The 17069-nt window shown below is 64.1% G+C and carries 13 protein-coding genes and 1 tRNA gene; all 14 read left to right on the forward strand.

Translation table 11 applies throughout. The annotated features are described in order from the left end of the window. The coding region (locus CXZ10_RS21165; RefSeq protein WP_245412971.1) for an EF-Tu C-terminal domain-related protein at positions 1 to 442 on the forward strand (442 nt) is incomplete at its 5' end. Between the two features lie 286 nt (positions 443 to 728). Further along, positions 729 to 804 (forward strand) — tRNA-Trp (locus CXZ10_RS21170). Between the two features lie 101 nt (positions 805 to 905). Continuing rightward, positions 906 to 1103: a preprotein translocase subunit SecE gene (secE, locus tag CXZ10_RS21175; RefSeq protein WP_026789304.1), complete on the forward strand. Its 198-nt coding sequence runs from the start codon at positions 906 to 908 to the stop codon at positions 1101 to 1103. Positions 1104 to 1128: 25 nt separating this feature from the next. After that, positions 1129 to 1659 carry a transcription termination/antitermination protein NusG gene (gene nusG / locus CXZ10_RS21180; protein WP_101291361.1) on the forward strand — a complete coding sequence of 177 codons (531 nt, stop codon included), beginning with the start codon at positions 1129 to 1131 and terminating at the stop codon, positions 1657 to 1659. Positions 1660 to 1826: 167 nt separating this feature from the next. Then, complete coding sequence (rplK, locus tag CXZ10_RS21185) at positions 1827 to 2255, forward strand: 50S ribosomal protein L11 (RefSeq protein WP_100083498.1); 429 nt, start codon at positions 1827 to 1829, stop codon at positions 2253 to 2255. A 5-nt stretch (positions 2256 to 2260) separates the two neighbouring features. Then, positions 2261 to 2962 (forward strand): 50S ribosomal protein L1, encoded by a 702-nt coding sequence (gene rplA, locus CXZ10_RS21190; RefSeq protein WP_101291362.1) that lies wholly within the window; start codon positions 2261 to 2263, stop codon positions 2960 to 2962. Between the two features lie 422 nt (positions 2963 to 3384). After that, positions 3385 to 3903 carry a 50S ribosomal protein L10 gene (gene rplJ / locus CXZ10_RS21195; protein ID WP_101291363.1) on the forward strand — a complete coding sequence of 173 codons (519 nt, stop codon included), beginning with the start codon at positions 3385 to 3387 and terminating at the stop codon, positions 3901 to 3903. Positions 3904 to 3960: 57 nt separating this feature from the next. Continuing rightward, complete coding sequence (gene rplL / locus CXZ10_RS21200; protein WP_101291364.1) at positions 3961 to 4344, forward strand: 50S ribosomal protein L7/L12; 384 nt, start codon at positions 3961 to 3963, stop codon at positions 4342 to 4344. A gap of 214 nt (positions 4345 to 4558) precedes the next feature. Beyond that, positions 4559 to 8695: a DNA-directed RNA polymerase subunit beta gene (rpoB, locus tag CXZ10_RS21205; protein ID WP_101291365.1), complete on the forward strand. Its 4137-nt coding sequence runs from the start codon at positions 4559 to 4561 to the stop codon at positions 8693 to 8695. A 166-nt stretch (positions 8696 to 8861) separates the two neighbouring features. After that, positions 8862 to 13067 (forward strand): DNA-directed RNA polymerase subunit beta', encoded by a 4206-nt coding sequence (rpoC, locus tag CXZ10_RS21210; RefSeq protein ID WP_101291366.1) that lies wholly within the window; start codon positions 8862 to 8864, stop codon positions 13065 to 13067. Between the two features lie 637 nt (positions 13068 to 13704). Then, complete coding sequence (gene rpsL / locus CXZ10_RS21215; protein WP_026782429.1) at positions 13705 to 14076, forward strand: 30S ribosomal protein S12; 372 nt, start codon at positions 13705 to 13707, stop codon at positions 14074 to 14076. 68 nt (positions 14077 to 14144) lie between these two features. Then, complete coding sequence (rpsG, locus tag CXZ10_RS21220) at positions 14145 to 14615, forward strand: 30S ribosomal protein S7 (RefSeq protein WP_101291367.1); 471 nt, start codon at positions 14145 to 14147, stop codon at positions 14613 to 14615. Positions 14616 to 14636: 21 nt separating this feature from the next. Then, on the forward strand, positions 14637 to 16712 hold the full coding sequence (gene fusA / locus CXZ10_RS21225) for an elongation factor G (RefSeq protein ID WP_101291368.1): 2076 nt from the start codon (positions 14637 to 14639) through the stop codon (positions 16710 to 16712). Positions 16713 to 16763: 51 nt separating this feature from the next. Beyond that, positions 16764 to 17069, forward strand: a 306-nt coding sequence (locus CXZ10_RS21230) for a GTP-binding protein (RefSeq protein WP_180335983.1), incomplete at its 3' end; no start/stop codon positions are given.

The following is a 17069-nucleotide window of genomic DNA, read 5'->3' on the forward strand; positions in this document are numbered from 1 at the left end:
CCGTCCGACCGTCAAGACGACCGTGACCGGCGTCGAGATGTTCCGCAAGCTGCTCGACCAGGGCCAGGCCGGCGACAACATCGGCGCTCTGCTGCGCGGCACCAAGCGTGAAGACGTCGAGCGCGGCCAGGTGCTGTGCAAGCCGGCTTCGGTGAACCCGCACACCAAGTTCAAGGCCGAGGCCTACATCCTGACCAAGGAAGAGGGTGGCCGTCACACGCCGTTCTTCACCAACTACCGCCCGCAGTTCTACTTCCGCACGACGGACGTGACCGGCGTGGTGACGCTGAACGAAGGCGTCGAGATGGTGATGCCCGGCGACAACGTGACGATGAACGTCCAGCTGATCGTTCCGATCGCCATGGAAGAGAAGCTCCGCTTCGCCATCCGTGAAGGCGGTCGTACGGTTGGAGCAGGTGTGGTGGCCTCCATCGTCGAGTGACGATGGAGCAACCAGCACCGTCCGCGACAAGCGCGGACTGGGGCGGCGCCGGCGTCGTCGCTTCGATCGTCGAGTGACAATGCTTATCCGGCGGCCTTCGGTCGCCGGATTCTCCCGAGTTTCCAGGCTGATCCACAGCCAAGCCATTCGGGAGACAAAGAAATTGCCGCGCGGGGCTTGCTCCGCCGGCAGGAATCGGTAAGAAGGGCGCACCGCGCTTTTGGTGCTTGATCCGGAAGCCGGTTCGGCTATAAGCGATCGGACTGGCGTCCGCGAGCGGAAGTCTAGGGGTATAGCTCAGTTGGTAGAGCGGCGGTCTCCAAAACCGCAGGTCGCGGGTTCGAGCCCTGCTGCCCCTGCCATTTCCCTCTTGCGTCGACCTACCGGAAGCTATAGATAACGGTTCCTGTCTCGTGGCGCGCGGAGCTGACGTTCCGCGCGCCCGACCGTCATGAGTGGATGTATGGCCAAGACTAGCCCCCTTGAGTTTCTGCAGCAGGTTCGGACCGAGGCCGGCAAGGTCACGTGGCCGACCCGGCGCGAAACGGCGATCACGACGACCATGGTGTTCATCATGGCCATCCTCGCGGCGATCTTCTTCCTCGTCGCCGACATGATCATGAACTGGGGTGTCGGGTTGCTGCTCGGCCTCAGCGGCTGATAACGACCGCCTGGGGAGCATCGACATGGTAAAACGCTGGTACATCGTGCACGCCTACTCGAATTTCGAGAAGAAGGTGGCCGACTCCATCAAGGAGCAGGCGCAGCAGCGCGGTCTCGCGCACCTCTTCGAGCAGGTTCTGGTGCCGACCGAGAGCATCACCGAGGTCCGTCGCGGCCGCAAGGTGGCCGCCGAGCGCAAGTTCTTCCCGGGCTATGTCCTGGTGCGCATGGACATGACCGATGAGGCCTATCACCTCATCAAGAATACGCCGAAGGTCACTGGGTTCCTTGGGTCCGACAACAAGCCGGTTCCCATTCCCGACCGCGAGGCGGAGCGGATCATGAATCAGGTCGAAGTTGGCGTCGAGCGGCCCAAGCCCTCCGTCAGCTTCGAGATCGGCGAGCAGGTCAAGGTGTCCGACGGCCCCTTCGCCTCCTTCTCCGGTCTCGTGGAAGAGGTGGACGAGGAGCGCAGCCGCCTCAAGGTGGCGGTGTCGATCTTCGGTCGCGCCACCCCTGTCGAGCTGGAATACGGTCAGGTCGAGAAGGTCTGACGAGAGTTTGCGGCGCCGGTTTCCGGTGTCGCGTTCGCCGTCTGGTTCGCCGGTCGGCACCCACCCCGTGGGAGAGGGGCCCCGGCCATCGCCGCCGGGACATGGCCCTCCGACCACGAACCTGAAGGCGGACCGGCCTTGCCGGATACGCCGACGAGGAGAGAAAAATGGCGAAGAAGATCACCGGCTACCTGAAGCTTCAGGTGGCGGCCGGCGCGGCGACCCCGTCGCCCCCGATCGGCCCCGCGCTCGGTCAGCGCGGCCTCAACATCATGGAATTCTGCAAGGCGTTCAACGCGCAGACGCAGGGTATGGAAAAGGGCATGCCGATCCCGGTGCTCTTCACCATCTATGCCGACCGCTCGTTCACCTTCAAGCTCCGCACCCCGCCGATCACCTACTTCCTGAAGAAGGCGGCGGGTCTCGACAAGGGCTCGAAGACGCCGGGCACCGGCACTGCCGGCTCCGTCACCAAGGCGCAGGTGCGTGAGATCGCCGAGAAGAAGCTCGTCGACATGAACGCCACCTCCATCGACGCCGCCATGCTCATGGTCGAGGGCTCTGCCCGCTCCATGGGCCTCAAGATCGCGGAGTGACCGACATGGCCAAGCTTCCCAAGCGCGTCGCCGCCAGCCGTGAAGGCATCGATCGCAAGAAGTTCTACCCGCTGACCGAGGCCCTCGGCCTGATCAAGGAGCGCGCCACGGCGAAGTTCGACGAAACCGTCGAAGTCGCCATCAACCTCGGCGTCGATCCCCGTCATGCCGACCAGATGGTCCGTGGCGTCGTCCAGCTGCCGCATGGCACCGGCAAGACCGTCCGCGTCGCCGTGTTCGCCCGTGGCCTCAAGGCCGACGAAGCGACCGCCGCCGGTGCCGACATCGTCGGCGCCGAGGATCTGGTCGAGACGATCCAGAAGGGCGAGATCGCCTTCGATCGCTGCATCGCCACGCCGGACATGATGCCGCTGGTCGGCCGTCTCGGCAAGGTGCTCGGCCCGCGCGGCCTGATGCCGAACCCGAAGGTCGGTACCGTGACGCTCGACGTCGCCGCCGCCGTCAAGGCCTCCAAGGGTGGTGCGGTCGAGTTCCGCGTCGAGAAGGCGGGTATCGTCCATGCCGGTATCGGCAAGGCGTCGTTCACCGCCGAGGCGCTGCTCGACAACGTGCGCGCCCTCGTCGATGCCGTCCAGAAGGCCAGGCCGACCGGTGCCAAGGGCACCTATCTGCAGCGCCTGTCGGTCTCCTCGACCATGGGCCCCGGCGTCAAGGTGGAAGTCGGCTCCGTCGGCGCCGCTTCCTAAAGGCGATTTCCGGCCCATATAGGGTCGGCTGCCTCGATGCGAGGCAATGAGTTTCCCGTCGGCTCCGGCCGGCGGGATCGGTAGCTTCCGGAGGGGCTCGTCCCCGAGGGAGGCTCCCGACCCTGTCCGAGATTGCGGGTGTCCGGCATCTGCCGCGACCTAAGCCATCGGACCGATCCCGGTTTTCCGGGTGACGTCGGGGCCTGCATGAGACGGGAGTGAGATCCGTATCATCCGAAGGACGGTCCGCCGTTCTTCCCAAGACGAGTACCGGTTCGAACTCTTCCCTCCAGCCACGCCGGTTTTCCGGAACGGGTTGGCGGACAGGCCGCGAACGCTGCGCACGAGCCTCAGGGCGAAGGCGTGGCAACAGCAACCTGACGGCGAGGTGCATAACCTTGTCGTTCATCTGGAGACAGGCCGTGGATAGAGCGGAAAAGCGGGAACTGATCGACGCACTCAACGCCTCGTTCAAGGGCGCGGGCGTCATCGTCGTGTCCCACTACCAAGGCCTTACCGTCGCTGACCTGCAGGCGTATCGCGCCCGCATGAGGGAAGCCGGCGGCAAGGTCAAGGTCGCCAAGAACCGCCTCGCCAAGCTTGCTCTTCAAGGCACTGATGCCGAGCACATCGCTGACCTGTTCACAGGTCCGACCGTCATCGCCTATTCGGCGGATCCGGTCGCGGCGTCCAAGGTCACCGTCGATTACGCCAAGACCAACGACAAGCTCGTCGTTCTGGGTGGCGCTCTCGGCAAGACCAACCTCGATGCCAACGGCGTCAAGGCTCTCGCGAGCCTGCCGTCGCTGGACGAACTGCGCGCCAAGCTGCTGGGTATGATCAATACCCCGGCGACCCGCATCGCAGGCGTCCTGCAGGCGCCCGCGGGCCAGCTGGCCCGCGTGTTCGGGGCTTATGCCAAGAAGGACGAAGCGGCGTGAGGCCGTTCGACCTGAAACAAAAATCTGGTTCGAACCGTTACTGAAGGAAGAAGTGAAATGGCTGATCTTGCCAAGCTGGTCGATGAACTGTCGGCCCTGACCGTCCTGGAAGCCGCCGAGCTGTCCAAGCTCCTCGAAGAGAAGTGGGGCGTGTCCGCCGCTGCTCCGGTCGCCGTCGCCGCCGTTGGCGCCGCCGGTGGTGCCGCTCCGGCCGCCGCTGAGGAAGAGAAGACCGAGTTCGACGTCATCCTCGTCGACGCCGGCGACAAGAAGATCAACGTGATCAAGGAAGTCCGCGCCATCACCGGTCTCGGCCTCAAGGAAGCCAAGGACCTGGTCGAAGGCGCTCCGAAGCCGGTCAAGGAAGGCGCCTCCAAGGACGACGCCGCCAAGATCAAGAAGCAGCTTGAAGAAGCTGGCGCGAAGGTCGACGTCAAGTAATCGACCTTGCATTTCTAACGGTGGGCGGCTCGACAAAATCGGGCCGCCCAACGGTTGTTTTTGAGATGGCCTTTTTTTGGCCCGAATCGGATCGAATTGGCTAAAGACTTGGCCTGTCGGTCGACGGTCGGTTTGTCCCGAGCCCTTCGGCGACGTTTACAGCGTTGCGCATCAAAGGGTTCCGGTCTGCCGATCACGGTGTACGAGGGAAGCAATGGCGCAAACGTTCAACGGCCGCAGGCGTGTCCGCAAGTTCTTCGGAGACATCCGGGAAGTTGCCGAGATGCCGAACCTGATCGAGGTCCAGAAGGCGTCCTACGACCAGTTCCTCATGGTGGAGGAGCCCAAGGGCGGACGTCCTGAGGAGGGCCTCCAGGCCGTTTTCAAGTCTGTGTTCCCGATTTCCGACTTCGCCGGCACGGCGTTCCTCGAGTTCGTCCGCTACGAGTTCGAGGCGCCGAAGTATGACGTCGACGAGTGCCGTCAGCGCGGCATGACCTTTGCCGCGCCGCTGAAGGTGACGCTGCGCCTCATCGTGTTCGATGTCGACGAGGATACCGGCGCCAAGTCGGTCAAGGACATCAAGGAGCAGGACGTCTACATGGGCGACATGCCGCTCATGACCGACAACGGCACCTTCATCGTCAACGGCACCGAGCGAGTCATCGTCTCGCAGATGCACCGCTCGCCGGGCGTGTTCTTCGACCACGACAAGGGCAAGAGCCACTCGTCGGGCAAGCTCTTGTTCGCCGCGCGCATCATTCCCTATCGCGGGTCCTGGCTGGACATCGAGTTCGACGCCAAGGACATCGTCTATGCGCGCATCGACCGCCGCCGCAAGATTCCGGTGACGAGCCTGATGTTCGCCCTCGGTCTCGACGGCGAGGAGATCCTCGACACCTTCTACAACAAGATCGTCTACGAGCGCGCCAAGGACGGCTGGCGCATGCCCTATGATGCCAACCGCATGAAGGGCATGAAGGCCGTTGCCGACCTCATCGACGCCGACACCGGCGAAGTGGTGGTGGGTGCCGGCCGCAAGCTGACCGCCCGCGCTGCCCGCCAGCTCGCCGAGAAGGGCCTCAAGGCCTTGAAGGTGACCGACGAGGAGCTCGAGGGTCTCTACATCGCCGAAGACGTCGTCAACATGCAGACGGGCGAGATCTACGTCGAAGCCGGCGATGAGATCACCCCGAAGATGCTGGCGATGCTCGCCGACCTCGGCATCGACGAGCTGCCGCTGCTCGACATCGACCACGTCAACACCGGCGCCTATATCCGCAACACGCTGGCCGTCGACAAGAACGAGTCCCGCGAGGGCGCGCTGTTCGACATCTACCGCGTCATGCGTCCGGGCGAGCCGCCGACCATCGACACCGCCGAGGCGATGTTCAAGTCGCTGTTCTTCGACGCCGAGCGCTACGACCTCAGCGCCGTCGGCCGCGTCAAGATGAACATGCGCCTCGACCTCCAGTGCCCGGACACCGTCCGCGTCCTGCGCCGGGAGGACATCCTTGCCGTCATCAAGACGCTCGTTGAGCTGCGCGACGGCAAGGGCGAGATCGACGACATCGACAACCTCGGCAACCGCCGCGTCCGTTCGGTCGGCGAGCTGATGGAGAACCAGTATCGCGTCGGTCTCCTGCGCATGGAGCGCGCCATCAAGGAGCGCATGAGCTCGGTCGACATCGACACGGTCATGCCGCAGGACCTGATCAACGCCAAGCCGGCGGCTGCCGCCGTGCGCGAGTTCTTCGGCTCGTCGCAGCTCAGCCAGTTCATGGACCAGACCAACCCGCTCTCCGAGATCACCCACAAGCGCCGCCTGTCGGCCCTTGGCCCGGGCGGTCTGACCCGCGAGCGTGCCGGCTTCGAGGTGCGTGACGTTCACACCACGCACTATGGCCGCATCTGCCCGATCGAGACGCCGGAAGGCCCGAACATCGGTCTGATCAACTCGCTGGCCACCTTCGCCCGCGTCAACAAGTACGGCTTCATCGAGAGCCCCTATCGTATCGTCGAGAACGAGCGGGTGACCGACAAGGTCGTCTATCTCTCGGCGATGGAAGAGAGCAAGTACACGGTCGCCCAGGCCAATGCCGAGCTCGACGACGAGGGCCACTTCGTCAACGATCTCGTCATCTCCCGCCACGCCGGCGAGACGGCCCAGGTTGCCAAGGAACGCGTCGACCTGATGGACGTGTCGCCCAAGCAGGTCGTCTCCGTCGCCGCGGCGCTGATCCCGTTCCTCGAGAACGACGACGCCAACCGCGCCCTGATGGGCTCGAACATGCAGCGTCAGGCCGTGCCGCTGGTGCGCGCCGAGGCGCCCTTCGTCGGCACCGGCATGGAGCCGATCGTCGCCCGTGACTCGGGCGCCGCGATCGCCGCCAAGCGCGGCGGCGTCATCGACCAGGTGGACGCCACCCGTATCGTCATCCGCGCCACCGAGGACCTCGATCCGTCGAAGTCCGGCGTCGACATCTACCGCCTGATGAAGTTCCAGCGCTCCAACCAGTCGACCTGCATCAACCAGCGTCCGCTGGTGCGCGTCGGCGACGTGGTGGCCAAGGGCGACATCATCGCCGACGGTCCGTCGACCGACCTCGGCGATCTGGCCCTCGGCCGGAACGTGCTGGTCGCGTTCATGCCGTGGAACGGCTACAACTACGAGGACTCGATCCTTCTCTCCGAGAAGATCGTGGCCGAAGACGTGTTCACCTCGATCCACATCGAGGAGTTCGAGGTGATGGCCCGCGACACCAAGCTGGGTCCGGAAGAAATCACCCGTGACATCCCGAACGTGTCGGAAGAGGCGCTCAAGAACCTCGACGAAGCCGGTATCGTCTACATCGGCGCCGAGGTTCAGGCCGGCGACATCCTGGTCGGCAAGATCACGCCGAAGGGCGAAAGCCCGATGACGCCGGAAGAGAAGCTTCTGCGCGCCATCTTCGGCGAGAAGGCGTCGGACGTTCGCGACACCTCGCTGCGCGTTCCGCCGGGCGTCACCGGCACCATCGTCGAAGTGCGCGTCTTCAACCGCCACGGCGTCGAGAAGGACGAGCGCGCCATGGCGATCGAGCGCGAGGAGATCGAGCGCCTCGCCAAGGACCGCGACGACGAGCAGGCCATCCTCGACCGTAACGTCTACGGCCGCCTGATGGACATGCTGATCGGCAAGACCGGCGTCGGCGGCCCCAAGGGCTTCAAGAAGGACACCCTTCTGGACCAGGAGAAGCTCGAGGAGTTCCCGCGGTCGCAGTGGTGGCAGTTCGCCCTCGAGAGCGAGCAGGCCATGGGCGAGATCGAGGCCCTGCGCAAGCAGTATGACGAGAGCCGCAAGCGGCTCGAGCAGCGCTTCATCGACAAGGTGGAGAAGCTGCAGCGCGGCGACGAACTGCCGCCGGGCGTCATGAAGATGGTCAAGATCTTCGTCGCCGTGAAGCGCAAGATCCAGCCGGGCGACAAGATGGCCGGCCGTCATGGCAACAAGGGCGTCGTCTCGCGCATCGTTCCGGTGGAAGATATGCCGTTCCTTGAGGACGGCACCCATGTCGACATCGTGCTGAACCCGCTCGGCGTGCCCTCGCGCATGAACGTCGGCCAGATCCTCGAGACCCATCTCGGCTGGGCCTGCGCCGGCATGGGCAAGAAGATCGGCGAGATGCTGGAAGCCTACCGGCACAGCCAGGAGATCGAGCCGCTGCGCGAACTGGTGGTCGAGACCTACAAGGGCTCGCCCAAGACCGAGGACATCGGCACCTACAGCAACGACGAGATCGTGCTTCTCGCCAACCAGGTGAAGAAGGGCATTTCGATCGCCACGCCGGTGTTCGATGGCGCCCGCGAGCCGGATATCAACGAGCTCTTGGCCAAGGCGGGGGTGAACACCTCCGGCCAGTCGGTGCTCTACGATGGCCGTACCGGCGAGCCCTTCGACCGCAAGGTCACCGTGGGCTACATCTACATGCTGAAGCTCCACCACCTCGTGGACGACAAGATCCACGCCCGTTCGATCGGCCCCTACAGCCTCGTGACCCAGCAGCCGCTGGGCGGCAAGGCGCAGTTCGGCGGCCAGCGCTTCGGCGAAATGGAGGTGTGGGCGCTTGAAGCCTACGGTGCGGCCTACACGCTGCAGGAGATGCTGACGGTCAAGTCGGACGACGTGGCCGGCCGTACCAAGGTCTATGAGGCGATCGTCCGTGGCGACGAGGCCTTCGAGTCCGGCATCCCCGAGAGCTTCAACGTTCTGGTCAAGGAGATGCGCTCGCTCGGCCTCAACGTCGAGCTGGTCAACTCCAAGGAACACGCCGTCATCGGCGACGAGCGGCCCCAGGACGCGGCGGAGTGATCCGGCGCGCCTAACGACGGAAACGCCTTGAGCTGTCGGCGCGCAAGCGCCGGCAGTTCGGCGCGTCCCGAACACCGGCGCCGATGGCGCCTCAGAGATTTTTCATGTGGCCCCCGCCGGCGAGGCGGACAGACGGCGGTCGGGCTGCATCACAGGAGAAGAGCCGATGAACCAAGAGGTCATGAACCTTTTCAACGCACAGGCTCCCGTGCAGGTCTTCGACCAGATCAAGATCTCCCTCGCTTCCCCCGAGAAGATCCTTTCCTGGTCCTATGGCGAGATCAAGAAGCCCGAGACCATCAACTACCGTACCTTCAAGCCCGAGCGCGACGGCCTGTTCTGCGCCCGCATCTTCGGGCCGATCAAGGACTACGAGTGCTTGTGCGGCAAGTACAAGCGCATGAAGTACAAGGGCGTCATCTGCGAGAAGTGCGGCGTCGAAGTCACGCTGTCGCGCGTCCGGCGCGAGCGCATGGGCCATATCGAGCTCGCCGCGCCCGTCGCCCACATCTGGTTCCTGAAGTCGCTGCCGAGCCGCATTGGCCTGTTGCTCGACATGCCGCTCAAGGACCTCGAGCGCATCCTCTACTTTGAAAACTACGTCGTCACCGAGCCGGGCCTCACCCCCCTCAAGCAGCATCAGCTCCTCACCGAAGAGGACTACATGCGCGCCCAGGAGGAGTATGGCGAGGATACCTTCACCGCGCTGATCGGTGCCGAGGCCATCCGCGAACTGCTGCAGTCGCTGGATCTGCCGAAGCTCGCCGAGAAGCTGCGCCAGGAGATCGCCGAGTCGACCTCCGAGCTGAAGCCCAAGAAGCTCGCCAAGCGCGTCAACATCATCGAGGCCTTCATCCAGTCGGGCAACAAGCCCGAGTGGATGGTGATGAGCGTCATCCCGGTCATCCCGCCGGACCTGCGCCCGCTGGTCCCGCTGGACGGCGGCCGCTTCGCGACCTCCGACCTCAACGACCTCTACCGCCGCGTCATCAACCGCAACAACCGCCTGAAGCGCCTCATCGAGCTGCGCGCGCCGGACATCATCATCCGCAACGAGAAGCGCATGCTTCAGGAGTCGGTTGATGCGCTGTTCGACAACGGCCGTCGCGGCCGCGTCATCACCGGCGCCAACAAGCGTCCGCTGAAGTCGCTTTCCGACATGCTGAAGGGCAAGCAGGGCCGCTTCCGCCAGAACCTCCTCGGCAAGCGCGTCGACTACTCCGGCCGTTCGGTCATCGTGGTCGGCCCGGAAATGAAGCTGCATCAGTGCGGCCTGCCGAAGAAGATGGCGCTGGAGCTGTTCAAGCCGTTCATCTACTCCCGCCTCGACGCCAAGGGCTTCTCCTCGACGGTGAAGCAGGCCAAGAAGCTGGTGGAGAAGGAGCGTCCGGAAGTCTGGGATATCCTCGATGAGGTGATCCGCGAGCATCCGGTGATGCTGAACCGCGCCCCGACGCTGCACCGCCTGGGCATCCAGGCCTTCGAGCCGATCCTGATCGAAGGCAAGGCCATCCAGCTGCATCCGCTCGTCTGCTCGGCCTTCAACGCCGACTTCGACGGCGACCAGATGGCCGTGCACGTGCCGCTTAGCCTCGAAGCCCAGCTCGAGGCCCGCGTGCTGATGATGTCGACCAACAACATCCTGCACCCGGCCAACGGCGCGCCGATCATCGTTCCCTCGCAGGACATCGTTCTCGGCCTCTACTACCTGTCGATCATGAATGACGGCGAGCCGGGCGAGGGCATGGCCTTCGCCGACTTCGGCGAGCTGCAGCATGCGCTCGACACCGGTGCCGTGACGCTGCACTCCAAGGTGCGCGGCCGCTTCAAGACGGTCGACAAGGACGGCAACCCGGTCTCCAAGATCTATGAGACCACGCCGGGCCGCATGATGATCGGCCAGCTGCTGCCCAAGCACCACAACGTGCCGTATGATCTCTGCAACGAGCTCATGACCAAGAAGAAGATCTCGGCCATGATCGACGCCGTCTACCGCCATTGCGGTCAGAAGGAGTCGGTGATCTTCTGCGACAAGATCATGGCCCTTGGCTTCCGGGAAGCCTGCAACGCCGGCATCTCCTTCGGCAAGGACGACATGGTCATTCCGGAGACCAAGGCGAACCTCGTCGGCGAGACGCTGGCGCTGGTCAACGACTACGAGCAGCAGTACTCCGACGGCCTGATCACCCAGGGCGAGAAGTACAACAAGGTGGTCGACGCCTGGGCCAAGTGCACCGACAAGGTGGCCGAGGAGATGATGAAGCGCATCTCCTCCGTGCAGAAGGATGACACCGGCCGCACCAAGCCGATGAACTCCATCTACATGATGAGCCACTCGGGCGCCCGTGGTTCGCCGGCCCAGATGAAGCAGCTCGCCGGCATGCGTGGCCTGATGGCCAAGCCGTCGGGCGAGATCATCGAGACGCCGATCATCTCGAACTTCAAGGAAGGCCTTTCCGTGATGGAGTACTTCAACTCCACGCACGGCGCCCGCAAGGGTCTGGCCGACACCGCGCTCAAGACCGCCAACTCGGGCTACCTCACCCGTCGTCTCGTCGACGTGGCGCAGGACTGCATCATCACCGAGACCGACTGCGGCGCCGAGGACCAGGGTCTGCGCATGCAGGCAATCGTCGACGCCGGTCAGGTGGTGGCGACGCTCGGCGCCCGCATCCTCGGTCGCACGGCGGCGGAAGACATCACCGTCGCCGCCACCGGCGAGGTGCTGGTCGAGAAGGGCAAGCTGATCGAGGAGCGCGACGTCGAGCGGATCGAGAAGTCCGGCATCCAGTCGGTCAAGATTCGTTCGGTGCTGACCTGCGCCACCAAGATCGGCGTCTGCGCCAAGTGCTATGGTCGCGACCTCGCGCGCGGCACGCCCGTTAACATGGGCGAGGCCGTCGGCGTCATCGCCGCCCAGTCGATCGGCGAGCCGGGCACCCAGCTCACCATGCGCACCTTCCACATCGGTGGCACGGCGCAGGTGGTGGACTCGTCGTTCATCGAGTCGACCATCGAAGGCACGGTCAAGATCCGCAACCGCAACGTCGTGCGCGACAGCGAGGGCAAGCTCATCGCCATGGGCCGCAACCTCGCCGTGGTGCTGGTCGACGAGGCCGGCAACGAGCGTTCGACCCATCGCGTGGTCTACGGCTCGCGCCTGCACGTCGATGACGGCGACAAGATCAAGCGCGGCCAGCGTCTTGCCGAGTGGGACCCCTACACCCGCCCGGTGCTGACCGACGTCGACGGTGTCGTCGGCTACGAGGATCTGGTGGAAGGCGCCTCGGTGTCGGAGACCACCGACGAGGCGACCGGCATCACCAAGCGCGTGGTCATCGACTGGCGCGGCTCGGCCCGTACGTCGGACCTCAAGCCGGCCATCGTGGTCAAGGATGCCAACGGCAAGATCCTGAAGCCGCAGAAGGGCGGCGACGCCCGCTACCTGCTCAGCCCCGACGCCATCCTGTCGGTCGAGCCGGGCTCGAAGGTGCATGCCGGCGACGTGCTCGCCCGTATCCCGCTCGAGAGCGCCAAGACGCGCGACATCACCGGCGGTCTGCCGCGTGTTGCCGAGCTGTTCGAGGCCCGTCGTCCGAAGGATCACGCCATCATCGCCGAGATCGACGGCACGATCCGCTTCGGCCGCGACTACAAGAACAAGCGTCGCGTGCTCATCGAGCCGCATGATGCCAGCCTTGAGCCGCGCGAGTACCTGATCCCCAAGACCAAGAACTTCCATCTTCAGGAAGGCGACGTGGTCGAGAAGGGCGATTACATCGTCGACGGAAATCCCGCGCCGCACGACATCCTGGCCATCAAGGGCGTGGAGGCGCTGGCCGCCTACCTCGTCAACGAGATCCAGGAAGTCTACCGGTTGCAGGGCGTGGTGATCAACGACAAGCACATCGAGGTGATCGTTCGCCAGATGCTGCAGAAGGTCGAGGTCACCGACGGCGGCGACACCGACCTGATGGGCGGCGACCAGGTGGACAAGCTGGAGTTCGAGCAGATCAACGAGAAGGCGACCTCCGAAGGCAAGCAGCCGGCGATCGCCCACCCGATCCTGCTCGGCATCACCAAGGCCAGCCTGCAGACCCGCTCCTTCATCTCGGCGGCGTCCTTCCAGGAGACCACCCGCGTCCTCACCGAGGCGGCGGTCAATGGCAAGGTCGACACCCTCGAGGGCCTCAAGGAGAACGTCATCGTCGGTCGCCTGATCCCGGCCGGTACCGGTTCGCTGATGAACCGCATCCGTCAGGTGGCGATGCGCCGCGACGAGCTGATCCTTGAGGAGCGCCGCAAGGACGCCCTCGGCGAGGGCGTCGAGGTGACCGTCGGCGAAGTCGACCGGATCGCCACCGAGGTCTGACCGACCTGGGGATTCGCAAGTTTGAAGGGCGCGGCGCTCCGAAAGGGCGCCGCGCTTTTCATTGAGGCCTCCTCGCAAGGATTCGGTCGCCGAGTCCGCTCGCTGCTGTCGGCAGGATTCGCCCGAGGATTCGCTGCCCGGCCCGGCCGGACGGGCAAAAAGGGCAGGGCAGAGTCCATTTGTTGCGCCAAATCGTCATGGAATTGCCGCTTGATGCGTCTGTGACGAGGCGGGGTCCGCAGAAGGCCGAGGTTTCCGGCTTTTTTCTCCGGCTGGCTTGACGGTTGGGGATTGTTTGAGTAGTGTCCGCGCCACTTGAAGAGTTGGTCTGTAACGCGTGATCGATCACTGGTCCTTAAGCCCTTGATCAAGCATCGTTAAACGCAGCTCGTTCCACTGGTGGTGAAAGCTGTTGTACGCACGAACGGTGCCGTAGGGCATTGTTCCTCTGCTTTCCGCCGCGCCGGACGTGAGATTTCACGTTATCGGCGCGCTTCGTTTTGTGCGGGCGGGGTGCGGAGAGCTGCGAATTCGGTCAGGGAGCTGGCCTGTTGCCTCGGTTTGGGCGGCGGCTGGCTCTGAAGGAAGTGAAGTTCCGGCCTCTATGAAGGTCCGGACGTTGGATTGAAGGTGAAGGATGCCGACGATCAATCAGTTGATCCGTAACCCGCGCGTGGCGCCGGTTTACCGTGAGAAGGCCCGCCATCTCGAGGCCTGTCCTCAGAAGCGCGGCGTCTGCACGCGCGTCTATACGACGACCCCGAAGAAGCCGAACTCGGCCCTTCGTAAGGTCGCCAAGGTTCGTCTGACCAACGGCTACGAGGTCATCGGCTACATCCCCGGCGAAGGTCACAACCTTCAGGAGCACTCGGTCGTCATGATCCGTGGCGGCCGCGTCAAGGACCTTCCCGGCGTGCGCTATCACATTCTCCGCGGCGTGCTCGACACGCAGGGCGTCAAGAACCGCAAGCAGCGCCGCTCGAAGTACGGCGCCAAGCGTCCGAAGTGATCCCTGGCCGGATCTGTGCGTGAAGCCGGATCCGGTCGGTCTTATTTTGCTATACCCGGAGACGAAGTATGTCCCGTCGTCACAGTGCAGAGAAGCGCGAGATCAATCCCGATCCGAAGTTCGGTGATATCGTCGTTTCCAAGTTCATGAATTCGATCATGCAGGACGGCAAGAAGTCGGTCGCCGAAGCGATCGTCTACGGTGCCTTCGACAGCATCGAGACCCGTACCCGCCAGAGCCCGGTTCAGACCTTCCACCAGGCGCTCCACAACGTGATGCCGCAGATCGAAGTCCGGTCGCGCCGCGTCGGTGGTGCCACCTACCAGGTCCCGGTTGAGGTTCGCGCCGAGCGCCGTCAGGCTCTCGCCATCCGCTGGCTGATCTCGGCCGCCCGTGGCCGCAACGAGAAGACGATGATCGATCGTCTGTCGGGCGAGCTGATGGACGCCGCCAACAACCGCGGCACCGCCGTCAAGAAGCGCGAAGACACGCACCGGATGGCTGAAGCCAACCGCGCCTTCTCGCACTATCGCTGGTAATCCGGACAGGCGGAGACGATCATGGCTCGTACGCATAAGCTCGAGGACTACCGCAACTTCGGCATCATGGCCCACATCGATGCGGGCAAGACGACGACGACGGAACGCGTCCTCTATTACTCGGGCAAGTCCCACAAGATCGGCGAAGTGCACGACGGCGCTGCCACCATGGACTACATGGAGCAGGAGCAGGAGCGTGGCATCACGATCACGTCGGCTGCCACCACCACCTTCTGGAACGGCAAGCGCCTCAACATCATCGACACCCCAGGCCACGTCGACTTCACCATCGAAGTCGAGCGTTCGCTGCGCGTGCTCGACGGTGCCGTCTGCGTGCTGGACTCCAACCAGGGCGTCGAGCCGCAGACCGAGACGGTTTGGCGCCAGGGCGACAAGTACAACGTGCCGCGCATTGTCTTCTGTAACAAGATGGACAAGACCGGCGCCAACTTCGACCAGTGCCTCAGCGACATCAAGACGCGCCTTGGCGCCCGTCCGATCGCCCTGCAGCTGCCGATCGGCGCCGAAGCCAACTTCAAGGGCATCGTCGACCTCATCCGCATGAAGGCGGTCGTGTGGGAAGACGAACAGCTCGGCGCCAAGTTCCATGACGAAGAGATCCCGGCCGACATGCTGGAGCGCGCCAAGGAAGCGCGTGCCGAGCTGATCGAAGCCGCCGTCGAAATGGACGACGCTGCCATGGAGGCCTACCTCGAGGGCAACGAGCCCGACGAGGCGACCCTCAAGAAGCTGATCCGCAAGGCGGTTCTGGTTTCGGCCTGGTTCCCGGTTCTCGCCGGCTCGGCCTTCAAGAACAAGGGCGTGCAGACGCTGCTCGACGCCGTCGTCGACTTCCTGCCGTCGCCGGTCGACGTGCCGCCGACCAAGGGCATCGATCCGAAGAACGAGGAAGAAGTCGTTCGTCAGTCGTCCGACGACGAGCCGCTTTCCATGCTCGCCTTCAAGATCATCGAAGATCCCTATGGCGTGCTGACGTTCGCCCGCGTCTACTCGGGCGTGCTGAACAAGGGTTCGACCGTCCTGAACTCGACCCGCGAGAAGCGCGAGCGCATCGGCCGCATGGTCCAGATGCACGCCGACACCCGCGAGGACGTCGAGGAAGCTCGCGCTGGCGATATCGTCGCCTTCGTCGGCCTGAAGGACACCCGCACCGGCGACACGCTCTGCGATCCGCTGAAGCCCGTCATCCTTGAGAAGATGGAATTCCCCGAGCCGGTCATCGAGATGGCCGTCGAGGCTGCCACCAAGAGCGAGCAGGAGAAGCTCTCCATCGCCCTTCAGAAGCTGGCCTCCGAGGATCCGTCCTTCCGCGTCTCCACCGACCAGGAGTCGGGCCAGACGATCATCAAGGGCATGGGCGAACTGCACCTCGACATCAAGATCGACATTCTCCGTCGTGCTCCGCACAACATCAAGGTGAACGTCGGCGCCCCGCAGGTTGCCTACCGCGAGACCATCCGCAAGGCCACCGAGATCGACTACACCCACAAGAAGCAGACCGGTGGTACCGGCCAGTTCGCCAAGGTGAAGTTCGTGGTCGAGCCGAACGAAGTCGGCAAGGGCTTCCAGTTCGAGAACAAGATCATCGGCGGCGTGGTTCCGAAGGAATACATCCCCGGCGTCGAAAAGGGTCTGAACTCGGTGATGACCTCCGGTCCGCTCGCCGGCTTCCCGGTGGTGGACGTCAAGGTGACGCTGGTCGACGGCGCCTACCACGAGGTCGACTCCTCGGCCATCGCCTTCGAAATCGCCTCCCGCGCCGCTCTGCGCGAAGCCATCGAGAAGGCCTCGCCGGCTCTGCTTGAGCCGGTGATGAAGGTCGAGATCGTTTCGCCGGAAGAATACGTCGGTTCCGTCATCGGCGACGTGAACTCCCGTCGCGGCCAGATCCAGGGCCAGGACATGCGCGGCAACGCCAATGTCATCACGGCCTTCGTTCCGCTCGCCAACATGTTCGGCTACGTGAACCAGCTCCGCTCGATGAGCCAGGGACGCGCCAGCTACACCATGCAGTTCGACCACTACGAGCAGGTCCCGGCGGCGGTCGCCCAGGAAGTCCAGGCCAAGTACGCCTGATTTCACGACCGCTGACCCCACCTGCTTTCACGAAACAGAGGAAGATATCCGATGGCCAAGGAAAAGTTTTCGCGGACGAAGCCGCACTGCAACATCGGCACGATCGGTCACGTTGACCATGGCAAGACGTCGCTGACTGCGGCGATCACCAAGGTGCTTGCCGAGACGGGCGGCGCGACGTTCAAGGCCTATGACCAGATCGATGCGGCTCCGGAAGAGAAGGCGCGCGGCATCACGATCAACACGGCGCACGTCGAGTACGAGACGCAGAACCGTCACTATGCCCACGTCGACTGCCCAGGCCACGCCGACTATGTGAAGAACATGATCACCGGCGCGGCGCAGATGGACGGCGCG

The organism is Pleomorphomonas diazotrophica (assembly GCF_002844595.1).
In the GTDB taxonomy this organism is placed as follows: domain Bacteria; phylum Pseudomonadota; class Alphaproteobacteria; order Rhizobiales; family Pleomorphomonadaceae; genus Pleomorphomonas; species Pleomorphomonas diazotrophica.